The following is a 19,884-nucleotide window of genomic DNA, read 5'->3' on the forward strand; positions in this document are numbered from 1 at the left end:
ACTAGCTAGTAAAAACCCTGCATTTTACATTAAGTTGCATATATCAATATGGGCTCCCCATAGTTCTCCGCAATCGTGCCGGAACGCCCTTGTGTGACGGGGAGCGCGCGGTATCAGGGGGCGTCGCCATGGCCCCCAAACTGCCTCGCAACGCGAGAGAAGTACGGAAAAAGACGACGAAAACCGCTGGAATCGGCCGCCGGGCGGGCTTTTTCGTGGCGCCGCGCCCGTTTTTGTCAGTGGCACACCGACAAGACCTGTCACGCATCGGGGTGTAAGCTATCTGCGAGACAGGCTCCGACTCGCCCATAGGCCTTGGGGGCGGCGTCCCGAAGATGGCGTCTTACCGGCCGAAGGATCGACCGATACATGACTGAACCCTCCCGTGCGCGCCCGAGCCGGCCCGCCGATACTCCTTCCTCCGTGACGCTCCAGACGAGCGCCGCGTCGAGCGCTGCGGCTTCCGCCGGTGGCGGGGGCGGCGGCGGCCCACACGATCCGCATTCCCCCGCCGACGCATCCGCCATGGCCGCCACACCGGCCGACGCGGCCTGGCTGGCACTCCCCGCGCCGGTCCGGTGGCTACGACGCTTCCCATGGAGTGCCGCACGGCCCTGGCTGATCGTGGGCGGCGTGGCGCTGCTCGGCCTGTTCGTCTTCGACGCGCTGCATCACATGCTGCGTCACGTGCATTACGACGACATCGTCGCCGCCATTCACAACACGCCTGTGACACGGCTGGTGCTTGCCATGCTGGCAACGCTGGCGAGCTACGCGGCGCTCACCGGCTACGACATTTCCGGGCTTCGTTTTGCGGGCGCGACGGTCAAGCGTTCGACGGTCGTGCTTACCTCGTTCATCGCCTATGCACTGGGCAACTCCGTGGGCCTCGGGGTGCTGACCGGCGGCACCGTGCGCATGCGGATGTACGCCGCCGCCGGGGTCGATGCGTCGAAGGTCGCGCAGGCCGTTGCCTTCAATGCGGGGGCGTTCGGACTGGGCATGACGGTGTTCGGCTCGCTCGGCATGTTGTGGGGGGCGTCGCGGGTGTCCGCGCTGGTGCCGATCCCGGCGTGGTTGTTGCAGACATTCGCCGTGCTGCTGCTCGCGGGTTCCGCCGCCTTCCTCGTGTTCTGCACGCGCAAACGCACGGTGTCGCTCTTTGGCCGCTGGGCGATACCGTTGCCGCCGCTCGATCTCGCGCTTCGACAGTTGCTGATCTCGGCGGCGGATCTGGGTATGGCGGCGGCGGCGCTGTGGTGTCTGCTGCCTGCGGGCGTGGTCGATCTGCCGACCTTCGTCGTCTTCTATGCCATCGCCATGGCGCTCGGCGTACTCAGCCACGTCCCCGGTGGCGTGGGGGTGTTCGAAGCGGTGATTCTGCTGGCGACGAACGGCCATGCGCCGATCAGTCAGGTCGCGGGCGCGCTGGTGCTTTATCGCGGCATCTACTATCTCCTGCCACTCATGCTGGCGGCGTGTCTGCTCGCCGGGTTCGAACTGCGACAGGGGCCGGCCGCGCCGATCGGACGCGCCGCCGTGCGCCTCTTCCCCGGCCTGCTGGCAGCACTGACACTCGTGGCCGGCGTGATGCTGCTGATCTCCGGTGTCACGCCGGCCACGCGCGACGCCGAAGACTTCCTGCGACAACACGTGCCGTTGTTCCTTGTCGAACTGTCACATCTGCTGGGCAGCGTGGCGGGGCTGTCGATGCTGTTCCTTGCGCGCGGGCTGTTGCACCGGCTCGACGCCGCATGGTGGGGGTCGCTCGGGTTGACGATCGTGGCCGCGGTGCTCGCGATTCCGAAGGGCATCGCGTTGTCGGAGTTCTTCGTGCTGGCGGTGCTCGCCACACTCCTGCTCGTTTCGCGCAAGCAGTTCGACCGGCGCTCGTCGCTCTTCACGCAGAAGTTCGAGCCGGGCTGGATCATCGCCGTGCTCTCGGTGCTGGGCGCCTGTACGTGGCTGATGTTCATGTCGTACCGTCGCGTGGGATACGCGAACCAGCTCTGGTGGCAATTCACGTTCGACGGCGACGCACCGCGTTCCATGCGCGCGTTGATGGTTGTTGCGGTGATCGGGTTGGGCCTGTCGTTGTGGCAACTGCTGCGTCAGTCGCCCGGCGCGATGGTGCCCGCCAGCGAAGACGAACTGGCGCGCGCACTCGCCGTCATTCGAAAGCAACCGGCCGCCGACGCCTGTCTGGCGCTCATGGGTGACAAGAGCTTCCTGTTCTCGCCCTCGGGCAACGCGTTCATCATGTACGCCAAGCATCGTCGCTCGTGGGTGTCGCTCTCCGACCCGGTGGGCGACCAGAAGGAGTGGCCCGAACTGATCTGGCGGTTCATCGAACTGGCCGACGCGCACGGTGGCCGCGCGGCGTTTTACAAGACGAGGCCGCAGGCGCTGCCGCTCTATATCGACGCGGGATTGCGCGCCTACAAACTGGGCGAGGAAGCCTTCGTGTCGCTGCCGGAATTCGGCTTGCAAGGCGCGCGACGGGCGAACTTGCGGCACGGCGTGACGCGCGGCGAGCGCGAAGGGCTCACGCTGGAGATCGTGCCGCCGGACGGCGTCGCGCCCTATCTCACCGAGATGCGGAGCGTGTCCGACGCCTGGCTCGCCCGTCAGCACACCCGCGAGAAAGGCTTCTCGCTGGGGGCTTTCGCCGACGCCTACGTGTTGCGTCAACCGGTTGCGCTCGTACGTCGCGACACGCGGCTCGTGGCGTTCGCCACGCTGATGTGCCCCGACGTGCAGCGCATCGAGGCGAGTATCGATCTGATGCGTCAGGTGCCCGATGCCCCGCCGGGCACGATGGATTTCCTGTTCGCGAAGCTGATGCTCCACTTCAAGGATCTGGGTTACCAGCGCTTCGGGCTGGGCATGGCGCCGATGTCGGGCATGGAGACGCATCAACTCGCGCCGCGCTGGCATCGCTTCGGGCGCATGATGTTTGCGCATGGGGCGCGCTTTTATAACTTCCGCGGACTGCGCAGTTTCAAGGACAAGTTCGATCCCGAATGGGAAGCACGCTATCTGATGACGCCGGGCGGCATCGCGCCGATGCTCACCCTGGCCGACGTGGCGGCGCTCGTCGGCGGTGGCTGGAAGGGGATGATTACGAAATGACGGGAACCGCGATGGCCACGCAGGGCAGCGCAATCGACGAACGCGTGAGATCGCTGCGCACCACGCGTGAGGTGAGGCCGCTGGCGCACCGGTCGAGTTGGACGAGACGGGTCGCCGCGAGCGCGCTCGTCGGCGTGCTGGGATGGGCCGCGTGGCTGCCGGCCGCACCCGCGCAAACCCCACTCGCAGCGCCGCTCGACGCACCGGGCCAACGCGCCAATGTCCTCAAGCCCGCACCGAAAGCGGGACCTGTCGCGCAGCCCCCGGCCGCCGCGTCGAGCGTGCCGTCGCCGGTCATGCCGCAGGCCGCTGCGGCGACCGCCGGTGCCGTGGCCTTCCGGGGGGCGAACCACGCACCGCCGGAAATCATGACCCACGGGCGCTTCGAGAATGTGCCGATCTTCCGCCCGGAAGGTGAGCCGAATGCGACGGTCCTGTTCTTCTCCGACGACGACGGCTGGACGCCGCGCGCCGAGCGCATGGCCCGCGCGCTCGCGGACACCGGCGCGCTGGTTGCGGGCATTGATACGGCGCGGCTGATGGCGAACTACACGAAGGACGACATCGCCTGCGTGTACGCGGCGGGCGATCTCGACAACTTCGGCCGCTGGGTCGAGGCTGCCGTGAAGCTGCCCGGCTACACGCCGCCGATCCTGGTAGGCGACGGCGTGGGGGGCACGTTCGCTTACGCCATGCTCGCGCAGGCGGGCGCCGACACGTTCTCCGGCGCGCTGTCCGTCGACTTCTGTCCCGTGCTGCCAATGTCGCGGCCGCTGTGCCAGGGTGAAGGCGTGCACTTCGGGCGTGGGCTCACGCATACCGCCGGCGGCGCCCCGATGCGGCTGCTGCCCGCGCCGGTCATGAGCGCGCCGTGGCTGGTGATGAGCGGCCCGGCAGGCAATCCGGAAGGCGGGCCGACCGTGCGTGCGCCGCGATGTTCCGATCGCGTGGCACAGGAGTTTGCGGCCCGCACGCCGAATTCGAACTGGGTTGCCGGCGGTCTCGCCGGCAGTCTGGGGGGCATGGACGCGAACGGCGCCCCGTCCACCCCTGTGCTGGCCGACTGGATCACGCAGTACAAGAACGCCTTCCGACGGTTGAATGCCCACCATGTGGCCGGCACGGCGCGTCCGCCTGCGGCGGTGGCGGATCTGCCGGTCATCGAAGTCCCGGCCACGGGCAAACCTGCGGAGCCTCTCGCCGACACGTTCGCGATCCTGATGTCCGGCGACGGCGGCTGGGCCGGGCTGGACCGCGACGTCGCCGGGGCGCTTGCCGCACACGGCATTCCGGTGGTCGGCGTCGATTCGCTGCGCTACTTCTGGTCGGCGCGCACACCGGCGTCGGGCGCGCTCGACATCGACCGGCTCATGCGCTTCTATCAGACACGCTGGAACAAGAAGCGCGTGATTCTCATCGGCTACTCGCAGGGTGCCGACGTGCTGCCGTTCATGGTCAACCGGCTGTCGCCCGTCGCACGCGAGCGCGTCGCGTTGCTCGTGCTCATGGGACTGGGGCAGAAGGCGGACTTCGAATTCCGCATGACCAACTGGGTGATGTCGAGCCAGAACGGCCTGCCGATTCGCCCGGAGGTCGAGCGTCTGCCCGATGGCATGGCCATGTGTATCTACGGCGCAGACGAGGACGACAGCAACTGCCCGGGCCTCGATCCGAAGCGCGTGCAGATCGTGAGAATGCCGGGCGGGCACCATTTCGACGGCAACTACGCCGCGCTGGCCGACAGGATTCTTCAGGCGGCGGCCCGGCGGTAACCGGCGCCAGGCCCCGTGACGCGGGACGGCCCGCCGGGGTGGCCCCCCGCGCCGGACGCCGTTGCCCGTGCCTGTGGCGTGGTTGCCGACAGCCCCGGACATTGCCGGTTTCTCGCCTTGCCTTCCGTGCGGGCGCTCCGTACACTTCGCCCAGTTTTCCGTCACCCCGCGGGCAATCCGGCCGGATGACGGGCGTCACACATGCGGCACCGAACGACACCACACGACAAGCACAGGAGAGGATCGATATGGCAGAGGGTTACTTCCCGAAGTGGCGGCAGCAGGATACGGCGTCGGGGCGCGTGATCGCGCCCGATGAGCGTCTGCCCTGGCCGCAGACCATCGCCATGGGCGTGCAGCACGTGGTTGCGATGTTCGGCTCGACCGTGCTCGCACCGCTGCTCATGGGTTTCGATCCCAACCTCGCAATCCTGATGTCCGGCATTGGCACGCTGCTGTTCTTCGTGCTCGTCGGCGGACGTGTGCCCAGCTATCTCGGTTCGAGCTTTGCCTTCATCGGTCTGGTCATTTCAGTGACGGGCTATGCCGGTAGCGGCCCCAACCTGAATATTCCCGTCGCGCTCGGCGGGATCATCGCGTGCGGCGTGCTCTACGCCATCATCGGCCTGATCGTGATGGCGGTGGGCACGCGCTGGATCGAAGCGCTCATGCCGCCCGTGGTGACGGGCGCGGTTGTCGCGGTGATCGGCCTGAATCTCGCGCCGGTCGCCGTGAAGGGGGTGTCGGCCTCCAGCTTCGACACCTGGATGGCGTTGGCGACGGTGCTGTGCGTGGGCCTCGTGGCCGTATTCGCGCGCGGCATGGTGCAGCGTCTGCTGATTCTCGTGGGCCTGCTGCTCGCCTACGTGCTGTACGCCGTGCTGACCAACGGCATGGGCCTGGGCAAACCGATCGATTTCGCCATCGTGGCCAATGCCGCGTGGTTCGGCATGCCGCACTTCGCATCGCCAGTGTTCAAGCCCGAAGCGATGGTGCTGCTCGCACCCATCGCGATCATTCTCGTGGCAGAAAACCTCGGTCACATCAAGGCCGTGAGCGCCATGACCGGCCAGAACCTCGATCGCTACATGGGCCGCGCCTTCCTCGGGGACGGACTGGCGACCATCGTGTCGGGCAGCGTAGGCGGCACGGGCGTGACCACCTATGCCGAGAACATCGGCGTCATGGCCGTCACGAAGATCTATTCGACGCTGGTGTTCGCCGTCGCGGCGGTGATCGCGCTGGTGCTTGGCTTCTCGCCGAAGTTCGGCGCGGTGATTCAGACGATTCCGGGGCCGGTGCTGGGCGGGGTGTCGATCGTGGTGTTCGGCCTGATCACGGTAGCCGGTGCCCGCATCTGGGTGCAGAACAAGGTCGACTTCTCGGACAACCGCAACCTGATCGTAGCCGCCGTCACGCTGGTGCTGGGCGCCGGTGACTTCACGCTGAAGTTCGGCAGCTTCTCGCTGGGCGGCATCGGCTGCGCCACGTTCGGCGCGATCATCCTGTACGCGCTGCTGCGCGGCCGCGAGAAGTCGACGCCCGCCGCGATGTAACGCACATCGGCTCAGGCGCGCTTGCCAACGGCACGACGATTACGTCGTGCCGTTTTCGTTTGTGGCGACGGGGGTGGCTTGCAGACGTTCGAGCAACTGGCGTGCGTAGACGGGCAGGGCGTCGCGCTCGCGCACGCACAACACGAGCGTACGCAGCGCCCAGGCGTCGGACAGCGGCACGATGCCGATCCCCAGCGTGGCCGACGAGCGACGCGCGGCGTTCAACGGCACGATGCCCAGGGCGGCCCCGGCCGCCACGGCGCGGCACAGGCTGTCGAAGTCGCGCAACCGCAGTCGATAGCGCAGCGGCCGTCCGGCCCGCTTGGCGTGGCCGTCGAGATGCTCGCCCAGTGCACTGTGTTCGGGCAGGCCGATGAACTCTTCGTCGAGCACGTCGATAAAGCTCACGGTGTCGTGTTTGGCGAGGGCGTGCCCCGGCGGCGTGACGACGACCAGCCGGTCTTGGCGGAACGGCACGGTTTCCAGTCCCGTCAGCTCGATCCAGTCGGAGACCACGCCGATGTCGGCTGCGCCCTCGAGCACCGCCTGCACGACGGCCGGGCTCGTCTGCTCGCGCAGCGAGATCTCCACGTTCGGATGCTCGGCAAGGAAGGCGCCGAGCAGGTCCGGCAGGAACTCGGACATTGCCACCGTGTTGGAGGCGATGCGCACGTTCCCCTTGAGTCCGGCGGCGTATTCGCCAAGCTCGCCGCGCATCTGTTCGATCTGGGCGAGCACGCGGCGGGCGTGCGCGAGCAGGGCGCGCCCGGCGGGGGACGGGATGACACCCTGCCGGTGGCGCACGAACAGGGCGACGCCCAGCGTCTCCTCGAGGCCGCGGATGCGGGCGCTGGCGGAGGCGAGCGTGAGATGGGCGCGCTCGGCGCCGGCGGTGATGCTGCCCGCTTCGGCAACCAGCAGGCACAAACGCAGATCGGTCAGGTCGAATCGCACGGAACAGGGCGCCGAGGCGTTTTGGAGGGGTTAGGAATCGTGAGCGACGTGACCGACGCGAGGGCATCACGGCACTGGCGTCAGTGTAGCGGCTCGCACCTGGTTCGGCGCGACAGCCCGTCACGAGCTTGTCCGGCGGAGGTGCCGGGTGCCCCGCGAGGCCTGGCGCGCGGCGGATTGCATAGTGGACACTGACTTGAATGAGGCCGCATGGTAAACTACGCCCTTTCAAGACACGGCCGTACCCGCGACGGCCTGGCTCGCCAAGCCACTGCTTCACATTCTCCGGCGGGTCGTCTTGCCGGCGTCTTCAGGCGCGTCGCCCACATGAGCGCGATGCCCGTTGCACGCCCGACGCGGGCATTCCATCAAGAACAAACAACATCGATACGCGCGGGGACACACATCGTGGAGTCCGCGCATTGGTCTTTATATGTCTTTTGAAACGCTCGGCCTGTCGGCCGACATCCTGCGTGCGGTGGCCGACCTTGGCTACACTCACCCGACTCCGATTCAACTTCAAGCGATTCCGGCCGTCCTGCAAGGCGGCGATCTGCTTGCCGGGGCCCAGACCGGGACCGGCAAAACGGCAGGCTTCACGCTGCCGATTCTCCAGATGCTTTCGTCGCGCCCCCGTGCGGCGGCCGCGAACGGCAAGCGCCCGGTGCGCGCCCTCGTGCTGACCCCCACGCGTGAGCTGGCCGCCCAGGTCGAGGAAAGCGTCACGCAATACGGCAAGTACCTGCGTCTCACGTCGATGACCGTCTTCGGCGGTGTGTCGATGGTGCCGCAGGTCAAGCAACTCGCGCGCGGCGTCGACATCCTCGTTGCCACGCCGGGCCGCCTGCTCGATCACATGCAGCAGAAGACGGTGGACCTGTCGGGTGTCGAGATTCTCGTGCTCGACGAAGCCGACCGCATGCTCGACATGGGCTTCATCCGCGACATTCGCCGCGTGCTGGCGGCGCTGCCCGCAAAGCGTCAGAACCTGCTGTTCTCGGCCACGTTCTCGGACGAGATCAAGCAACTGGCCGACGGCCTGTTGAAGTCGCCCGCTCTCATCGAAGTGGCGCGCCGCAACACCACGGCCGAGACCGTCGCGCAGAAAATCCACCCGGTCGACCGCGACCGCAAGCGCGAACTGCTCGAACACCTCGTGCGCGAGCACAACTGGTTCCAGGTGCTGGTCTTCACCCGCACCAAGCACGGCGCGAACCGTCTGGCCGAGCAACTGACGAAGGGCGGCATTCCGGCGCTGGCCATTCACGGCAACAAGAGCCAGGGTGCGCGCACGCGGGCGCTGGCCGAGTTCAAGAGCGGCACGCTCCAAGTGCTGGTCGCGACCGACATCGCCGCGCGCGGTATCGACATCGATCAACTGCCGCACGTGGTGAACTTCGACCTGCCGGAAGTGGCGGAAGACTACGTACACCGCATTGGCCGCACCGGCCGTGCCGGCGCGAACGGCGAAGCCGTGTCGCTCGTGTGCGTGGACGAGCATCAATTGCTCACGCAGATCGAGTGCCTCATCAAGCGCACCATCGAGCGCGAAGTGATCCCTGGTTTCGAGCCGGATCCGCACGCCGTGGCACAGCCGATTCGCAAGAACCAGCACGGTGGCCGTGGCGGTCGCGGTGGCGACGAGGGCCGTGCGCCGCGTGAGCCTCGCGAAGCCCGTGAGCCGCGCGACGGTAATCGCGGTGCGCGTCAGGGCGAGCCGAAGGCACGCCGCGACGGCGCGCGCAATGATCGTGGCGGCCGTCATGGAAACAGCGGTAACAGCAACGGCAACACTAACGGCACGAGCGCTGGCAACGTCGGTCAATCGACGCCGCAACGTCAGCAGGCACCGAAGCGTCAGGGCGACGGACAACGTGCGCTCGCGCAGGGTTCGGGCGCCGCACGTCAAGGTCAGGACGGCCGCAATCACGGTCGCGGCGCACAGAACCCGCCGCGTGGTCAGGGTGGTGGCGCGGAGCGTGGCGATTTTGCTCAGCGTGGTCCGCGTCCGGCGCGTCGGGATGGCGCTGGCGGTGCGCTGCTGATGGGCAAACCGAAGCGCGACTAAGCGCTCGACAGGACTGACGAGACACGACGATGGACGCGCAACTCAATATTCCGATGAATGTGAGTTGCGCTCCGGAGGCTTGTCCGGAGGTCGTAGGGACGTCCGGCCTATCACGCATTCACATGCCGTGGCACCGTCGCGTGGTATCCGGACGACACCGGAAAAGCGGGCTGCGCAAAATAAGTAAAATATTAAGCTTTTGCGCCCGACGGCCCGGGCATGGCGAAAATACGGCGCACATCCGTGCCCGACACATTCGCCATTGCACGCGCCGCCTTCCCCTTCTCCGAGGATTTCATGATCGCCCGTGTCACCCGGCTGTTCCCGTTGTGGGCTCTGCTGCTGTCCGTTTTCGCCTTCCTGTCGCCGGGCAGTTTCTCCGGCATTACCCCGCATGTCACGGCGCTGCTCACCGTGGTGATGTTCGCGATGGGCGTCACGCTCACCTTCGACGACTTCAAGCGAGTATTCACACGACCTGCCCCGATCGTGGCAGGCGTGGTGCTGCACTATCTCGTGATGCCGCTCGCCGCCTGGATCATTGCGCGCGTGCTGCACATGCCGCCGGATCTGACGGCCGGCATGGTGCTCGTGGGCAGCGTGGCCAGCGGTACGGCGTCGAACGTCATGATCTATCTCGCACGTGGCGACGTGGCACTGTCGGTGACCATCAGCGCGATGTCGACGCTCGTGGGCGTATTCGCCACGCCGTTGCTCACGCGTCTGTATGTGGATGCCTCGATTGCGGTGGACGTCGAGGGCATGTTGCTCTCGATCCTGCAGATCGTGGCGTTGCCGATCGGCGCCGGTCTCATCATCAATCGCTACTTCGGTCGCGTGGTGCGTGCCGTCGAAGGGTATCTGCCGCTCGTGTCGATGGTAGCGATCGTGCTCATCATCGGCGCGGTGGTCGGCGCGAATCAGGGCAACATTGCCACCGTGGGTCCGCTCGTGATGCTTGGCGTGGTACTGCACAACGGCCTGGGGCTGCTGGGGGGTTACTGGGGCGGGCGTCTGCTGGGCTTCGACGAGTCGATCTGCCGCACGCTCGCGATCGAAGTCGGCATGCAGAACTCGGGCCTCGCCGCCACGCTCGGCAAGCTCTATTTCACGCCGCTCGCCGCACTCCCCGGCGCACTGTTTTCGGTCTGGCACAACCTGTCGGGGTCGCTGCTCGCAGGGTACTGGCGCGGTCGTCCGACCGGAACTGCCAACGATGTGCAGGCTGCGGCAACGCGTCCGCTGCACTGAGCTTTTCCTGCGTCGCACGCGAGTGTGTGCGACGCGCAACGGCTGCCCGCACCGTCATCGCGGGCATTTGCCTTTCTGCCTCTCATCGCCTACAACACCGATATACCGTTCGCGGCGGTGAGAGAGTTGGCATCACGGCACCCATCCGTGTTCCCTTTCCCCCGCTTGCCCATTGGGCGTATTCCGACGAGGCCGATTCCGGCAGCGATGCATCGTGCAAGGCGCGCGACGCTCGCCACGCCCGCCATCGAGCCCGGCGTACGAGCGAGCGGTCTGGAGTCAGTCAAGTATGTTGCGAAAGAATCCGCGCGGGGATTACCCCGTGGTGCACGAGACCTCGTTCATCGATCCCACGGCCATTTTGTGCGGCCAGATCATCGTAGGCGAGAATGTCTTCATCGGACCTTATGCCGTGCTGCGCGCCGATGAAGTCGATGAGAACGGCAAGATGGAGCCGATTGTGATCGGCGCCAACTCCAACATCCAGGATGGGGTCGTGATCCACTCGAAAGACGGTGCCCGCGTTGCCATCGGCGAGAACACGTCGATCGCCCATCGTTCCATCGTGCACGGGCCCTGTGTCATCGGCAACAACGTCTTCATCGGTTTCAACTCCGTGCTGTTCAACTGCGTCGTTCATGACGGCGTGGTCGTGCGACACAACAGCGTGGTCGACGGACGCGATATCCCCGAAAACTTCTACATTCCCTCGACCACGCACATCAGCCGCGAGACCGATCTCGCGACCATTCCGAAAGTCACCGTCGACGCGCGCGAGTTCTCCGAATCGGTGAGCCGCACGAACGTGCAGCTCGCGCGCGCCTATCGTCGCATTCAGAACGCGTTCTGAGCGTGGCGTGACAGCGTAGCTGCAATCGTTTTTGTGGGAGTCCGTCATGTCTTTGCGTGTCAACGGGATTGTCATCGACGCACGCCGCGTCGCCGATGAGATCGATCTGCATCGCGACGCGGCCGATCCGCAAGCGGCTGCCCGGAAAGCGCTCGTCAGCCGGGAGTTGTTGCGTCAGCGTGCGCGCGACCTGCGGCTGTTGAGCGAGTCGGATGCCGCGCGCGCGAGCGACGACGCCATCGTCGACGCGCTCTTCACGCGAGACGTGCAGGTGCGGCACCCGACCGAAGCCGAGTGCCGCGCGTATTTCCACGAGCACGCCGGGCAGTTCCGCGTCGGCGACAAGGTGCAGGCGAGTCATATCCTGTTCGCCCTGTCGGCAGGGGTGCCGTTGTCGAGCACGTTGGCACGCGCGCAAATGGCGCTCGATGCGGTGCTCGCCGAACCGGCGTCGTTCTCGTCGTTGGCGCAGACGATGTCTGATTGTCCGTCCGCGCGCGAGGGCGGCAGCCTCGGCATGCTCGCACGTGGCAGCGGTGCGCCGGAGTTCGAATTGGTGCTGTTCTGCGGTGACCGGCTGGGGGTGTTGCCGCGACTCGTGAATACGCGTTATGGCTTTCACGTCGTGCGTATCGAGCGGCGAGTGAAAGGCCGCATGCCGCCATTCGAGCGCGTGGCCGAACGCATTGCCGCGCTGCTGTACCAACAGGCCCGGGCGAGGGCGCTGCGGCACTACGTGGCGTTGCTCGCAGGTGCCGCCGAGATCAGCGGTGCGAATGACGACGAGGGACCGATGCGCGTGCAGTAACGTTTGCCGTTAGCGGTCGAAAGACAAGGCGCACCCGAAAGCGATTCGGGTGCGCCTTTTTCATTGCCGGTCGATCGCGCGATCGATCAGCCCGGGATCAATTCGAGCGTGAGCGTGTCGAGCGTGAACGAGCCGTCATCCTGAATCTTGAAGTGACGACGCACGTCGTCGGCCATCGCTGTCTGCAGTGCACGAATGGCGACCTGCATCGATTCCGGCGTGCGCATGCGCGTCGTCCAGGTCTTGAAGTCGAGCTCGAGCGTGCGCGGTGTGAGCGAGGCAACCGAGAACCCCGCACCCGCTGCCATCGCCAACCATTCGCTCGCAGCGTAATCGCGCACGTGCGACGTGTCGCGCAAGACTTCGACGGCCTGCAGATACGTGTCGAACAGTGGCTGGCCGGTGGAGGCGACGTCGCAGATCACCACGCGTCCGCCGGGCTTGAGCACGCGACGCATCTCGCGCAATGCGGCGCCGACATCGGCCCAGTGGTGGGCGCTGTAGCGGCTGAAGACGAGATCGAAGGTGGCATCGTCGAAGGGCAGCGACTCGGCAGCGCCCAGTTGTGTGTCGACGTTCGACAAGCCGCGTCTGGCGGCTTCGCCCGCGACCACGCCGAGCATGTCGGCGGACAGATCGTATGCCACGACGCGGGCGACATGCGGGGCGGTGAAGAAGCTCACGTGACCCGCGCCGCAGCCGAGATCGAGCACCTGCGCGCCGGCGTGCGCCCGGGCAATCGCCGCAAGCTGTTCCAGATCCGCGCCCTGCGCGTGATTCGCGCTCGTCAGATAGGCAGACGCCTGCGGGCCGAACTGGCCGGTGACGACAGCGTTGTGGGAGTCATGCGTCGCGGCAGCGGAAGGTGCCGCAGCGGCGGGGCGGGTCTTGTCGTTCGCAGGTTGGTTCACGGGGCGTCTCCTTCGTTGGTGGGGCCGGGTGCGATGTGCGATCCGGGGCTTGCGCGACATCGATGGGTCTCACGATAATGGCTCATTGATACCGGTACAAGTTGCCCATTTATCCTGGTATGAAAAATAACCCCATGCCGACCCGTTCCGTTTCGCCATCGTCCGGCAGTTCGTCGCCGGCGTCCACTGCGCCTGCCGACGACGCCCGCCAGCGTCGGGCACTCGGCGACTTCCTGCGCGCGCATCGCGAGCGACTGACCCCTGCGGCCGTCGGCTTGCCGCCCATGGGTCGACGTCGCACGCCGGGGTTGCGCCGCGAGGAAGTCGCGCAGTTGTGCGGGCTGTCGGCAACCTGGTACACATGGATCGAGCAGGCGCGGGAAGTCTCGATCTCGGCGGGTGCGCTGGCTGCCGTGGCAAGTGCGTTGCGGCTCTCGCGTGCCGAGCGAGCGTATCTGTTCGATCTGGCCGGTCGGCGCGATCCGGAGCGCGGGGCCGAGCCGTTGCCGCATCACGCGACCGCGCAGGTGCAGGCGGCCGTTGCCGCAGTCGCGGCACCGGCGTATGCGCTCGATCGCTGCTGGGACGTCCTCGCGTGGAACGACGCCGCCGCTGAAATCTTTTGCGGATGGCTCGATACCCACGACACGCCGGGCGCAAAGAATCTGCTGCGCTACATCTTTCTCGATGCCGGGGCGCAGTCGCTGATTCAGGATTGGGAGCGCCGGGCACGGCGCGTAGTGGCCGAGTTTCGGGCCGAATGCAGCGCGTATCTCGACGATACGCCCGTGCGTGCCCTGACCGACGCCTTGCAGCGCGAGAGCAGCGTCTTTGCCGCACTCTGGTCACAGCAGGATGTGGTGGAGCGCGAGGGCGGCCGGCGCGGCTTTCATCATCCGGCGCGCGGCGATATCGATTTCGCGCAGGTCACGTTCCGCCTGTCGGGGCACGATGACGTGAAGCTGGTCATGCTGTTGCCCTGACGGCCGTCGTGCTGCCATCGGCCCAACATGCCATCACGTCATCACGCCGCCGGGCGCAGCCATTGCACGAGCAGGGTAGCGGTGGCCATGCCGAAGAGCGTCATGATGAGCGAGCCGCCCACGTGAACGATCACGATCAGTGACGCCCAGCCCAATTCGCCTTCGCGCAACAGCGTGGTGACTTCTGCAGAGAAGGTGGAAAAGGTCGTCAACCCGCCGAGAAAGCCGGTCACGACGAACAGTCGCCATTCGATCGGTATCGACGGCACCTGCCCGAAGAGGGCGACCGCCACGCCGATCAGATACCCGCCACCGAGATTGGCGGTGAGCGTGCCGAGCGGGAACGTCGGCAGGATGGTGTTGAGCTGTGCGCTCAGTGCCCAGCGCAACAGCGCGCCGAGTGCGGCGCCGACGCTGACTGCGACGACCGAAGCAAACATGGGTGACTCTCCCGTGCCGAAATCCCGCCGATAGACCGCGCAGATAAAAAAACGGCCAGCCTTTACAGGCCGGCCGCTCTCGCCTCTCAAGCGAATACTACACGCACCACAGGACTTAGTCCTTCGGGAACGACGTGGCGCCACCGTGCGCGCCCGACCACTCGGCCGGGGCGTGCAGGAATTTTTCGACTTCGTCGAGCGTCTTCGTATCGAAGTGATTCTGCTGCTTCGCCACGCGCAGCACGTCCCACCACGTGGCGAGCGAGTGCAGCTGGACATCGATGTCCTTGAGCACCTGACGGCTCTCCGGGAAGATGTCGTAGTGGAAGATCACGAACACGTGGTTCACGTTCGCACCGGCTTCGCGCAGCGCCTTGCAGAAGTTGATCTTGCTGCGACCGTCGGTCGTCAGATCTTCCACGAGCAGCACGCGCGAGCCTTCCGGCAGATCGCCTTCGATCTGCGCATTGCGGCCGAAGCCCTTCGGCTTTTTGCGCACGTACTGCATCGGCAGCATCAGCTTGTCGGCGATCCAGGCAGCGAACGGAATGCCTGCGGTCTCGCCGCCAGCCACCGTGTCGAACTGCTCGCAGCCGACGTCCTGGATGATCACGGCTTCCGCGAAGTCCATCAGCGTACGGCGCACGCGCGGGTACGAGATCAGCTTGCGGCAGTCGGTGTAGACCGGGCTGGCCCAGCCCGAGGTGAAGATGTACGGCTTCTCGGCGTTGAAATGCACCGCGCCCACTTCGAGCAGGATCTTGGCGGTGATATCGGAAATCGCCTGGCGGTCGATGCCAATCATGATGCGGTTCCTTTGCGTAGCTGCCCGCCATGCGGCGTGCAGCCAGGAGTCGTGAATGAGTCAGCGGGGTGCCGCAGCGCGCAACGCGCAGCGGCAGGACGCCGTCTGAGGCGGCGGGTCGGCGTCTTGCGACGAGCGACCGGCGCTTAAACGCGAATTATGCCACAAGTTTCAGCAGATGCACGCTGAATTATGCACTAAGCGTATAGTTCCACCCCCGTATCTACGCGCCGTGTGACCGCACGGCGCATATGAAAATCCATTCCCGACAGATGAGTCCAAAAAAAGAGACAGTTGCCGAGCCTTTATGACAGGCATACACTCACGCCGAAAATTCAGACCGGACGTGACCATGCCCAACGACTCCTCGCCCTCGCTCGCGGTACCTGCCGCAACGCACGACTCCAGCTATGCAAGCCGCGCCCTCTGGGCGTCAGCCGTCGGCTATGCCATGGACGGCTTCGACCTGCTGATCCTCGGCTTCATTCTTCCTGCCATCGCGGCCGATCTGGCGCTCTCGACTGCGCAGTCGGGCTCGCTCGTCACGTGGACGCTGGTCGGTGCGGTCTTCGGGGGCATTGTGTTCGGCATGCTCTCGGATCGCTACGGCCGTGTGCGCGTGCTGTCCTGGACGATCCTGCTCTTCGCCGTGTTCACCGGCCTGTGCTCGCTGGCGCAGGGGTATTGGGACCTGCTCGCGTACCGCACGATCGCCGGTATCGGCCTGGGCGGTGAGTTCGGTATCGGCATGGCGCTTGCCGCGGAAGCTTGCCCGCCGGCACGTCGTGCCCGGGCGTCGTCGTTCGTGGGATTGGGATGGCAGGCGGGTGTCCTCGCCGCTGCGCTCCTCACGCCGGTGCTGCTGCCTGTGATCGGCTGGCGCGGCATGTTCGCGGTCGGCCTGCTGCCCGCCGTGGTGTCGTTCGTCATGCGCCGCACGCTGGGTGAGCCGGAGATGTTCCTCGCGCAGCAACAGAAGCCGCGCGAGCATGCGCCGCTCAAGCTGCTCGTGAAGGACAGCGCCACGACCCGCGCCAGTCTCGGCGTGGCGATCCTTTGCTCGGTGCAGAACTTCGGCTATTACGGCCTCATGATCTGGATGCCGTCGTATCTCTCGAAGACGTTCGGCTACTCGCTCACGAAGTCGGCGATGTGGACGGCCGTGACCGTGCTCGGCATGGCCTTCGGCATCTGGCTGTTCGGCCGTCTCGCGGATCGCTTCGGCCGCCGCCCGACGTTCATCGGCTATCAGATCGGTGCGGTCGTGATGGTGTTCGTCTACGCCCAGTTGCAGACGCCGTTCACGCTGCTGATCGGCGGGGCAGTGATGGGTCTGTTCGTGAACGGCATGATCGGCGGCTACGGTGCGCTGATCTCGGAGCTGTATCCGACGGCCGCCCGTGCCACGGCGCAAAACGTGCTGTTCAACATCGGCCGAGCGGTCGGCGGCTTCGGGCCGCTCACCGTTGGCGCGCTGGCTGCCGCCTACTCTTTCAAGATGGCGCTCGTGTTTCTCGCGGGCATCTACGTGCTCGACATCCTCGCCACGCTGTTCCTGATTCCGGAGCGTCGCGGCGAGGCGCTGCAATAAGTCCTGCTGCGAGCCCTGCAGCAAGCCCTGCAGCAAGCCCTGCCGCAGGCCCGGTCCTAGGGTCTGTCGCAGGTCCGTTCGGCCCCCTCCCTGCACGCGCGAATGCTGCGCGTGCAGCATCAGGCTTCAGGCGCAAGGTGTACACTTTGCGTCCTGCAGTGCGTCCGGCGCGCTGCAAGTCCCACGGTCCGACGCGCGCGAGCGCGACTTGCTGGATCGGGGAAGCGGTGGTCATCACGCCACCGCGCCGTGAAGAACCCCGTCGACGACACAATCGCCGAATCCCTCCGGTTGGCTCTTCCCCCCGCCGTGATCCGTCAAAAGACGGCCGGGTCTGCTCGCTGCCCGCATGCGGCAGAGACCCCGCTGTCGTAAGTCCTTAGGTATCGAGATATGGATGAACAACTGAAACAAAGCGCCCTGGCGTACCACGAGAATCCGCGTCCGGGCAAAATCTCGGTGACGCCGACCAAGCCCCTGTCGAACCAGATCGATCTGTCGCTGGCCTACTCCCCGGGCGTGGCCTATGCGTGCGAAGCCATTGCGGAAGACCCCCTGGCCGCCAATCGCTACACGTCGCGCAGCAACCTCGTGGGCGTGATCACCAACGGGACGGCCGTGCTCGGCCTGGGCAACATCGGCCCGCTCGCCGCCAAGCCGGTCATGGAAGGCAAGGGCTGCCTGTTCAAGAAGTTCGCCGGCATCGACGTGTTCGACATCGAACTGGCCGAGAACGACCCCGACAAGCTGGTCGACATCATCGCGGCGCTGGAGCCCACGCTGGGCGGCGTCAACCTCGAAGACATCAAGGCGCCCGAGTGCTTCTACATCGAGAAGAAGCTGCGCGAGCGCATGAAGATCCCCGTCTTCCACGACGATCAGCACGGCACCGCCATCATTGCCTCGGCCGCCATCCTCAACGGCCTGAAGGTCGTGGGCAAGGACATCGGCAAGGTCAAGCTGGTCTGCTCGGGCGCCGGCGCTGCCGCCATCGCCTGTCTGGATCTGCTGGTGAACCTCGGCCTGAAGAAAGAGAACATCCTGGTTCTCGACTCGAAGGGCGTGATCCACACCGGCCGCGACAAGCTCGACGAGAGCAAGGCACGCTACGCCGTGGCGACCGAAGCGCGCACGCTGGCCGACGCCAGCAACGGCGCCGACGTGTTCCTCGGCTGCTCGACCGCCGGCGTGCTCACCGCCGACATGGTCAAGACGATGGGTCCGAAGCCGCTGATTCTCGCGCTCGCCAACCCCGAGCCGGAAATCCGCCCGGAAATCGCCAAGGCGGCGCGTCCGGACTGCATCGTGGCGACCGGCCGTTCGGACTACCCGAACCAGGTCAACAACGTGTTGTGCTTCCCGTTCATCTTCCGTGGGGCGCTCGACGTCGGTGCGACCACCATCACCGAAGAGATGAAGCTCGCCACCGTGCGCGCCATCGCCGAACTCGCGCAGGAAGAAGAGCAGAGCGAAGAAGTCGCACGCGCCTATGAAGGCCAGTCGCTCGAATTCGGCCCGGAATACATCATTCCGAAGCCGTTCGATCCGCGCCTGATCATCAAGATCGCGCCGGCCGTGGCACAAGCCGCGATGGACTCGGGCGTGGCCACGCGTCCGATCACGGACATGGACGCCTACCGCGAGCAGCTCGGCACGACCGTGTATCGCACCGGCTTCATCATGCGTCCGGTGTTCGCCGCTGCCCGTGCGCGCTTCGGCAACGACGCTGCGCGCATCGTGTTCGCGGAAGGCGAAGACGAGCGCGTGCTGCGTGCCGCCCAGTTCGTGCTGACCGAGCGCATCGCCAAGCCGATCATCATTGGCCGTCCGGCCGTGGTCGAAATGCGCCTGCAGAAGATCGGCTCGAAGCTCAAGCCGGGCGTCGACTTCGAGATCGTGAATCCGGAAGACGACACGCGTTATCAGCGTTGCTGGCAGGAGTACCACAACCTCGGCGCGCGTCACGGTGTGACGCCGGAAGTCGCCAAGGCTGCCATGCGCAAGGACAACACGCTGATCGGCGCGATCCTCGTGCGTCTGGGCGAAGCCGACGGCATGATCTGCGGCATGATCGATACGTACCACCGCCATCTGGATGTGGTCGATCAGGTGCTTGGCCGTGCCGCCGGTGTCGAGAACTACGCCGCCATGAACCTGTTGATGCTCGAGAAGCGCAACCTGTTCATCAGCGATACGTACGTGAACGAAGTGCCGACCTCGGAGCAACTCGCCGAGATGACCGTGCTGGCCGCGAAGGAAATCGAGCGCTTCGGCATCGCCCCGAAGGTGGCGCTGCTCTCGAACTCGAACTTCGGCAGCGTGAAGTCGGCCTCGGCACAGCGCATGGCCCGAGCCTGCGAACTGCTCTCCGAGCGTGCGCCGCAACTCGAAGTCGACGGGGAAATGCACGGCGACGCCGCGTTGTCGGAGACGGTGCGTCGCGCCGCCTATCCGGCGTCGCGTCTGGCCGGCGAAGCGAACCTGCTCGTCATGCCGAACGTGGAAGCGGCGAACATCACGTACAACCTGCTCAAGATGACGGGCGGCGAAGGCGTGACGGTCGGCCCGTTCCTGCTCGGCTGCGCCAAGCCGGTTCACATCCTGACGCCGGCTGCGACCGTGCGCCGTATCATCAACATGACGGCAGTGGCTGCCGCCAACGTCACGCGTTGATGTTTCGGACGGATGCGCTGCCCGGGGGCAACCTCGGCGCGCGTTCACCGCACGTGCGCCGCTGACATCGCGCACAAAAAAATCCCGCCA

General features: G+C 66.0%; 14 protein-coding genes. 10 read left to right on the forward strand and 4 right to left on the reverse strand.

Going from position 1 to position 19,884, the window contains the following annotated elements; all coding sequences use genetic code 11:
- Window positions 1-525 precede the first annotated feature (525 nt).
- From mprF to ABWO90_RS14470, 3 genes are all read left to right on the forward strand, one after another.
- A complete protein-coding gene (mprF, locus tag ABWO90_RS14460) occupies window positions 526-3,132 on the forward strand; it encodes a bifunctional lysylphosphatidylglycerol flippase/synthetase MprF (protein ID WP_502922622.1) in 2,607 nt (868 codons plus the stop codon).
- Window positions 3,129-4,904 (forward strand): virulence factor family protein, encoded by a 1,776-nt coding sequence (locus ABWO90_RS14465; protein WP_353191925.1) that lies wholly within the window; start codon window positions 3,129-3,131, stop codon window positions 4,902-4,904. Before mprF ends, ABWO90_RS14465 begins: the two co-directional genes overlap by 4 nt.
- 248 nt (window positions 4,905-5,152) lie before the next feature.
- A complete protein-coding gene (locus ABWO90_RS14470; RefSeq protein ID WP_353191926.1) occupies window positions 5,153-6,460 on the forward strand; it encodes a solute carrier family 23 protein in 1,308 nt (435 codons plus the stop codon).
- Window positions 6,461-6,499: 39 nt separating this feature from the next.
- On the opposite strand, the gene ABWO90_RS14475 is transcribed toward ABWO90_RS14470, so the two are convergent.
- The gene (locus tag ABWO90_RS14475) at window positions 6,500-7,414 is read right to left on the reverse strand and encodes a LysR family transcriptional regulator (protein ID WP_353191927.1); all 915 of its coding nucleotides are present in this window, start codon (window positions 7,412-7,414) and stop codon (window positions 6,500-6,502) included.
- Between the two features lie 433 nt (window positions 7,415-7,847).
- Here ABWO90_RS14475 and ABWO90_RS14480 point away from each other — a divergent pair, with 433 nt between their 5' ends.
- The 4 genes from ABWO90_RS14480 to ABWO90_RS14495 all read left to right on the forward strand — a co-directional run bounded on the left by ABWO90_RS14480 (window position 7,848) and on the right by ABWO90_RS14495 (window position 12,391).
- Window positions 7,848-9,482 (forward strand): DEAD/DEAH box helicase, encoded by a 1,635-nt coding sequence (locus ABWO90_RS14480; RefSeq protein ID WP_353191928.1) that lies wholly within the window; start codon window positions 7,848-7,850, stop codon window positions 9,480-9,482.
- A 297-nt stretch (window positions 9,483-9,779) separates the two neighbouring features.
- Window positions 9,780-10,733 carry a ketopantoate/pantoate/pantothenate transporter PanS gene (panS, locus tag ABWO90_RS14485; RefSeq protein WP_353192003.1) on the forward strand — a complete coding sequence of 318 codons (954 nt, stop codon included), beginning with the start codon at window positions 9,780-9,782 and terminating at the stop codon, window positions 10,731-10,733.
- 289 nt (window positions 10,734-11,022) lie between these two features.
- A complete protein-coding gene (locus tag ABWO90_RS14490) occupies window positions 11,023-11,583 on the forward strand; it encodes a gamma carbonic anhydrase family protein (RefSeq protein WP_353191929.1) in 561 nt (186 codons plus the stop codon).
- Between the two features lie 46 nt (window positions 11,584-11,629).
- A complete protein-coding gene (locus ABWO90_RS14495; RefSeq protein WP_353191930.1) occupies window positions 11,630-12,391 on the forward strand; it encodes a peptidylprolyl isomerase in 762 nt (253 codons plus the stop codon).
- Window positions 12,392-12,477: 86 nt separating this feature from the next.
- On the opposite strand, the gene ABWO90_RS14500 is transcribed toward ABWO90_RS14495, so the two are convergent.
- Window positions 12,478-13,302 (reverse strand): class I SAM-dependent methyltransferase, encoded by an 825-nt coding sequence (locus tag ABWO90_RS14500; protein WP_502922616.1) that lies wholly within the window; start codon window positions 13,300-13,302, stop codon window positions 12,478-12,480.
- Between the two features lie 134 nt (window positions 13,303-13,436).
- On the opposite strand from ABWO90_RS14500, the gene ABWO90_RS14505 reads away from it, so the two are divergent.
- The gene (locus ABWO90_RS14505; RefSeq protein WP_353191931.1) at window positions 13,437-14,285 is read left to right on the forward strand and encodes a helix-turn-helix transcriptional regulator; all 849 of its coding nucleotides are present in this window, start codon (window positions 13,437-13,439) and stop codon (window positions 14,283-14,285) included.
- Between the two features lie 41 nt (window positions 14,286-14,326).
- Here the strand turns inward: ABWO90_RS14505 and crcB are convergent, their stop codons facing one another.
- Window positions 14,327-14,725, reverse strand: coding sequence for a fluoride efflux transporter CrcB (gene crcB / locus ABWO90_RS14510; protein ID WP_353191932.1), 399 nt, complete (start codon window positions 14,723-14,725; stop codon window positions 14,327-14,329).
- A 115-nt stretch (window positions 14,726-14,840) separates the two neighbouring features.
- Window positions 14,841-15,530 carry an orotate phosphoribosyltransferase gene (locus ABWO90_RS14515; protein WP_042113471.1) on the reverse strand — a complete coding sequence of 230 codons (690 nt, stop codon included), beginning with the start codon at window positions 15,528-15,530 and terminating at the stop codon, window positions 14,841-14,843.
- A gap of 352 nt (window positions 15,531-15,882) precedes the next feature.
- Here ABWO90_RS14515 and ABWO90_RS14520 point away from each other — a divergent pair, with 352 nt between their 5' ends.
- On the forward strand, window positions 15,883-17,121 hold the full coding sequence (locus ABWO90_RS14520) for an MFS transporter (RefSeq protein WP_353191933.1): 1,239 nt from the start codon (window positions 15,883-15,885) through the stop codon (window positions 17,119-17,121).
- Between the two features lie 393 nt (window positions 17,122-17,514).
- Window positions 17,515-19,794 (forward strand): NADP-dependent malic enzyme, encoded by a 2,280-nt coding sequence (locus ABWO90_RS14525; RefSeq protein ID WP_353191934.1) that lies wholly within the window; start codon window positions 17,515-17,517, stop codon window positions 19,792-19,794.
- Window positions 19,795-19,884 lie beyond the last annotated feature (90 nt).

The sequence above is a fragment of the Pandoraea pnomenusa genome, from assembly GCF_040391475.1.
In the GTDB taxonomy this organism is placed as follows: domain Bacteria; phylum Pseudomonadota; class Gammaproteobacteria; order Burkholderiales; family Burkholderiaceae; genus Pandoraea; species Pandoraea pnomenusa_C.

Coding starts and splice junctions, on each gene's coding strand:
- mprF (WP_502922622.1), top strand. CDS start 526: ATGGCCGCCACACCGGCCGACGCGGCCTGGCTGGCACTCCCCGCGCCG.
- ABWO90_RS14465 (WP_353191925.1), top strand. CDS start 3,129: ATGACGGGAACCGCGATGGCCACGCAGGGCAGCGCAATCGACGAACGC.
- ABWO90_RS14470 (WP_353191926.1), top strand. CDS start 5,153: ATGGCAGAGGGTTACTTCCCGAAGTGGCGGCAGCAGGATACGGCGTCG.
- ABWO90_RS14480 (WP_353191928.1), top strand. CDS start 7,848: ATGTCTTTTGAAACGCTCGGCCTGTCGGCCGACATCCTGCGTGCGGTG.
- panS (WP_353192003.1), top strand. CDS start 9,780: ATGATCGCCCGTGTCACCCGGCTGTTCCCGTTGTGGGCTCTGCTGCTG.
- ABWO90_RS14490 (WP_353191929.1), top strand. CDS start 11,023: ATGTTGCGAAAGAATCCGCGCGGGGATTACCCCGTGGTGCACGAGACC.
- ABWO90_RS14495 (WP_353191930.1), top strand. CDS start 11,630: ATGTCTTTGCGTGTCAACGGGATTGTCATCGACGCACGCCGCGTCGCC.
- ABWO90_RS14505 (WP_353191931.1), top strand. CDS start 13,437: ATGCCGACCCGTTCCGTTTCGCCATCGTCCGGCAGTTCGTCGCCGGCG.
- crcB (WP_353191932.1), bottom strand. CDS start 14,725: ATGTTTGCTTCGGTCGTCGCAGTCAGCGTCGGCGCCGCACTCGGCGCG.
- ABWO90_RS14515 (WP_042113471.1), bottom strand. CDS start 15,530: ATGATTGGCATCGACCGCCAGGCGATTTCCGATATCACCGCCAAGATC.
- ABWO90_RS14520 (WP_353191933.1), top strand. CDS start 15,883: ATGCCCAACGACTCCTCGCCCTCGCTCGCGGTACCTGCCGCAACGCAC.
- ABWO90_RS14525 (WP_353191934.1), top strand. CDS start 17,515: ATGGATGAACAACTGAAACAAAGCGCCCTGGCGTACCACGAGAATCCG.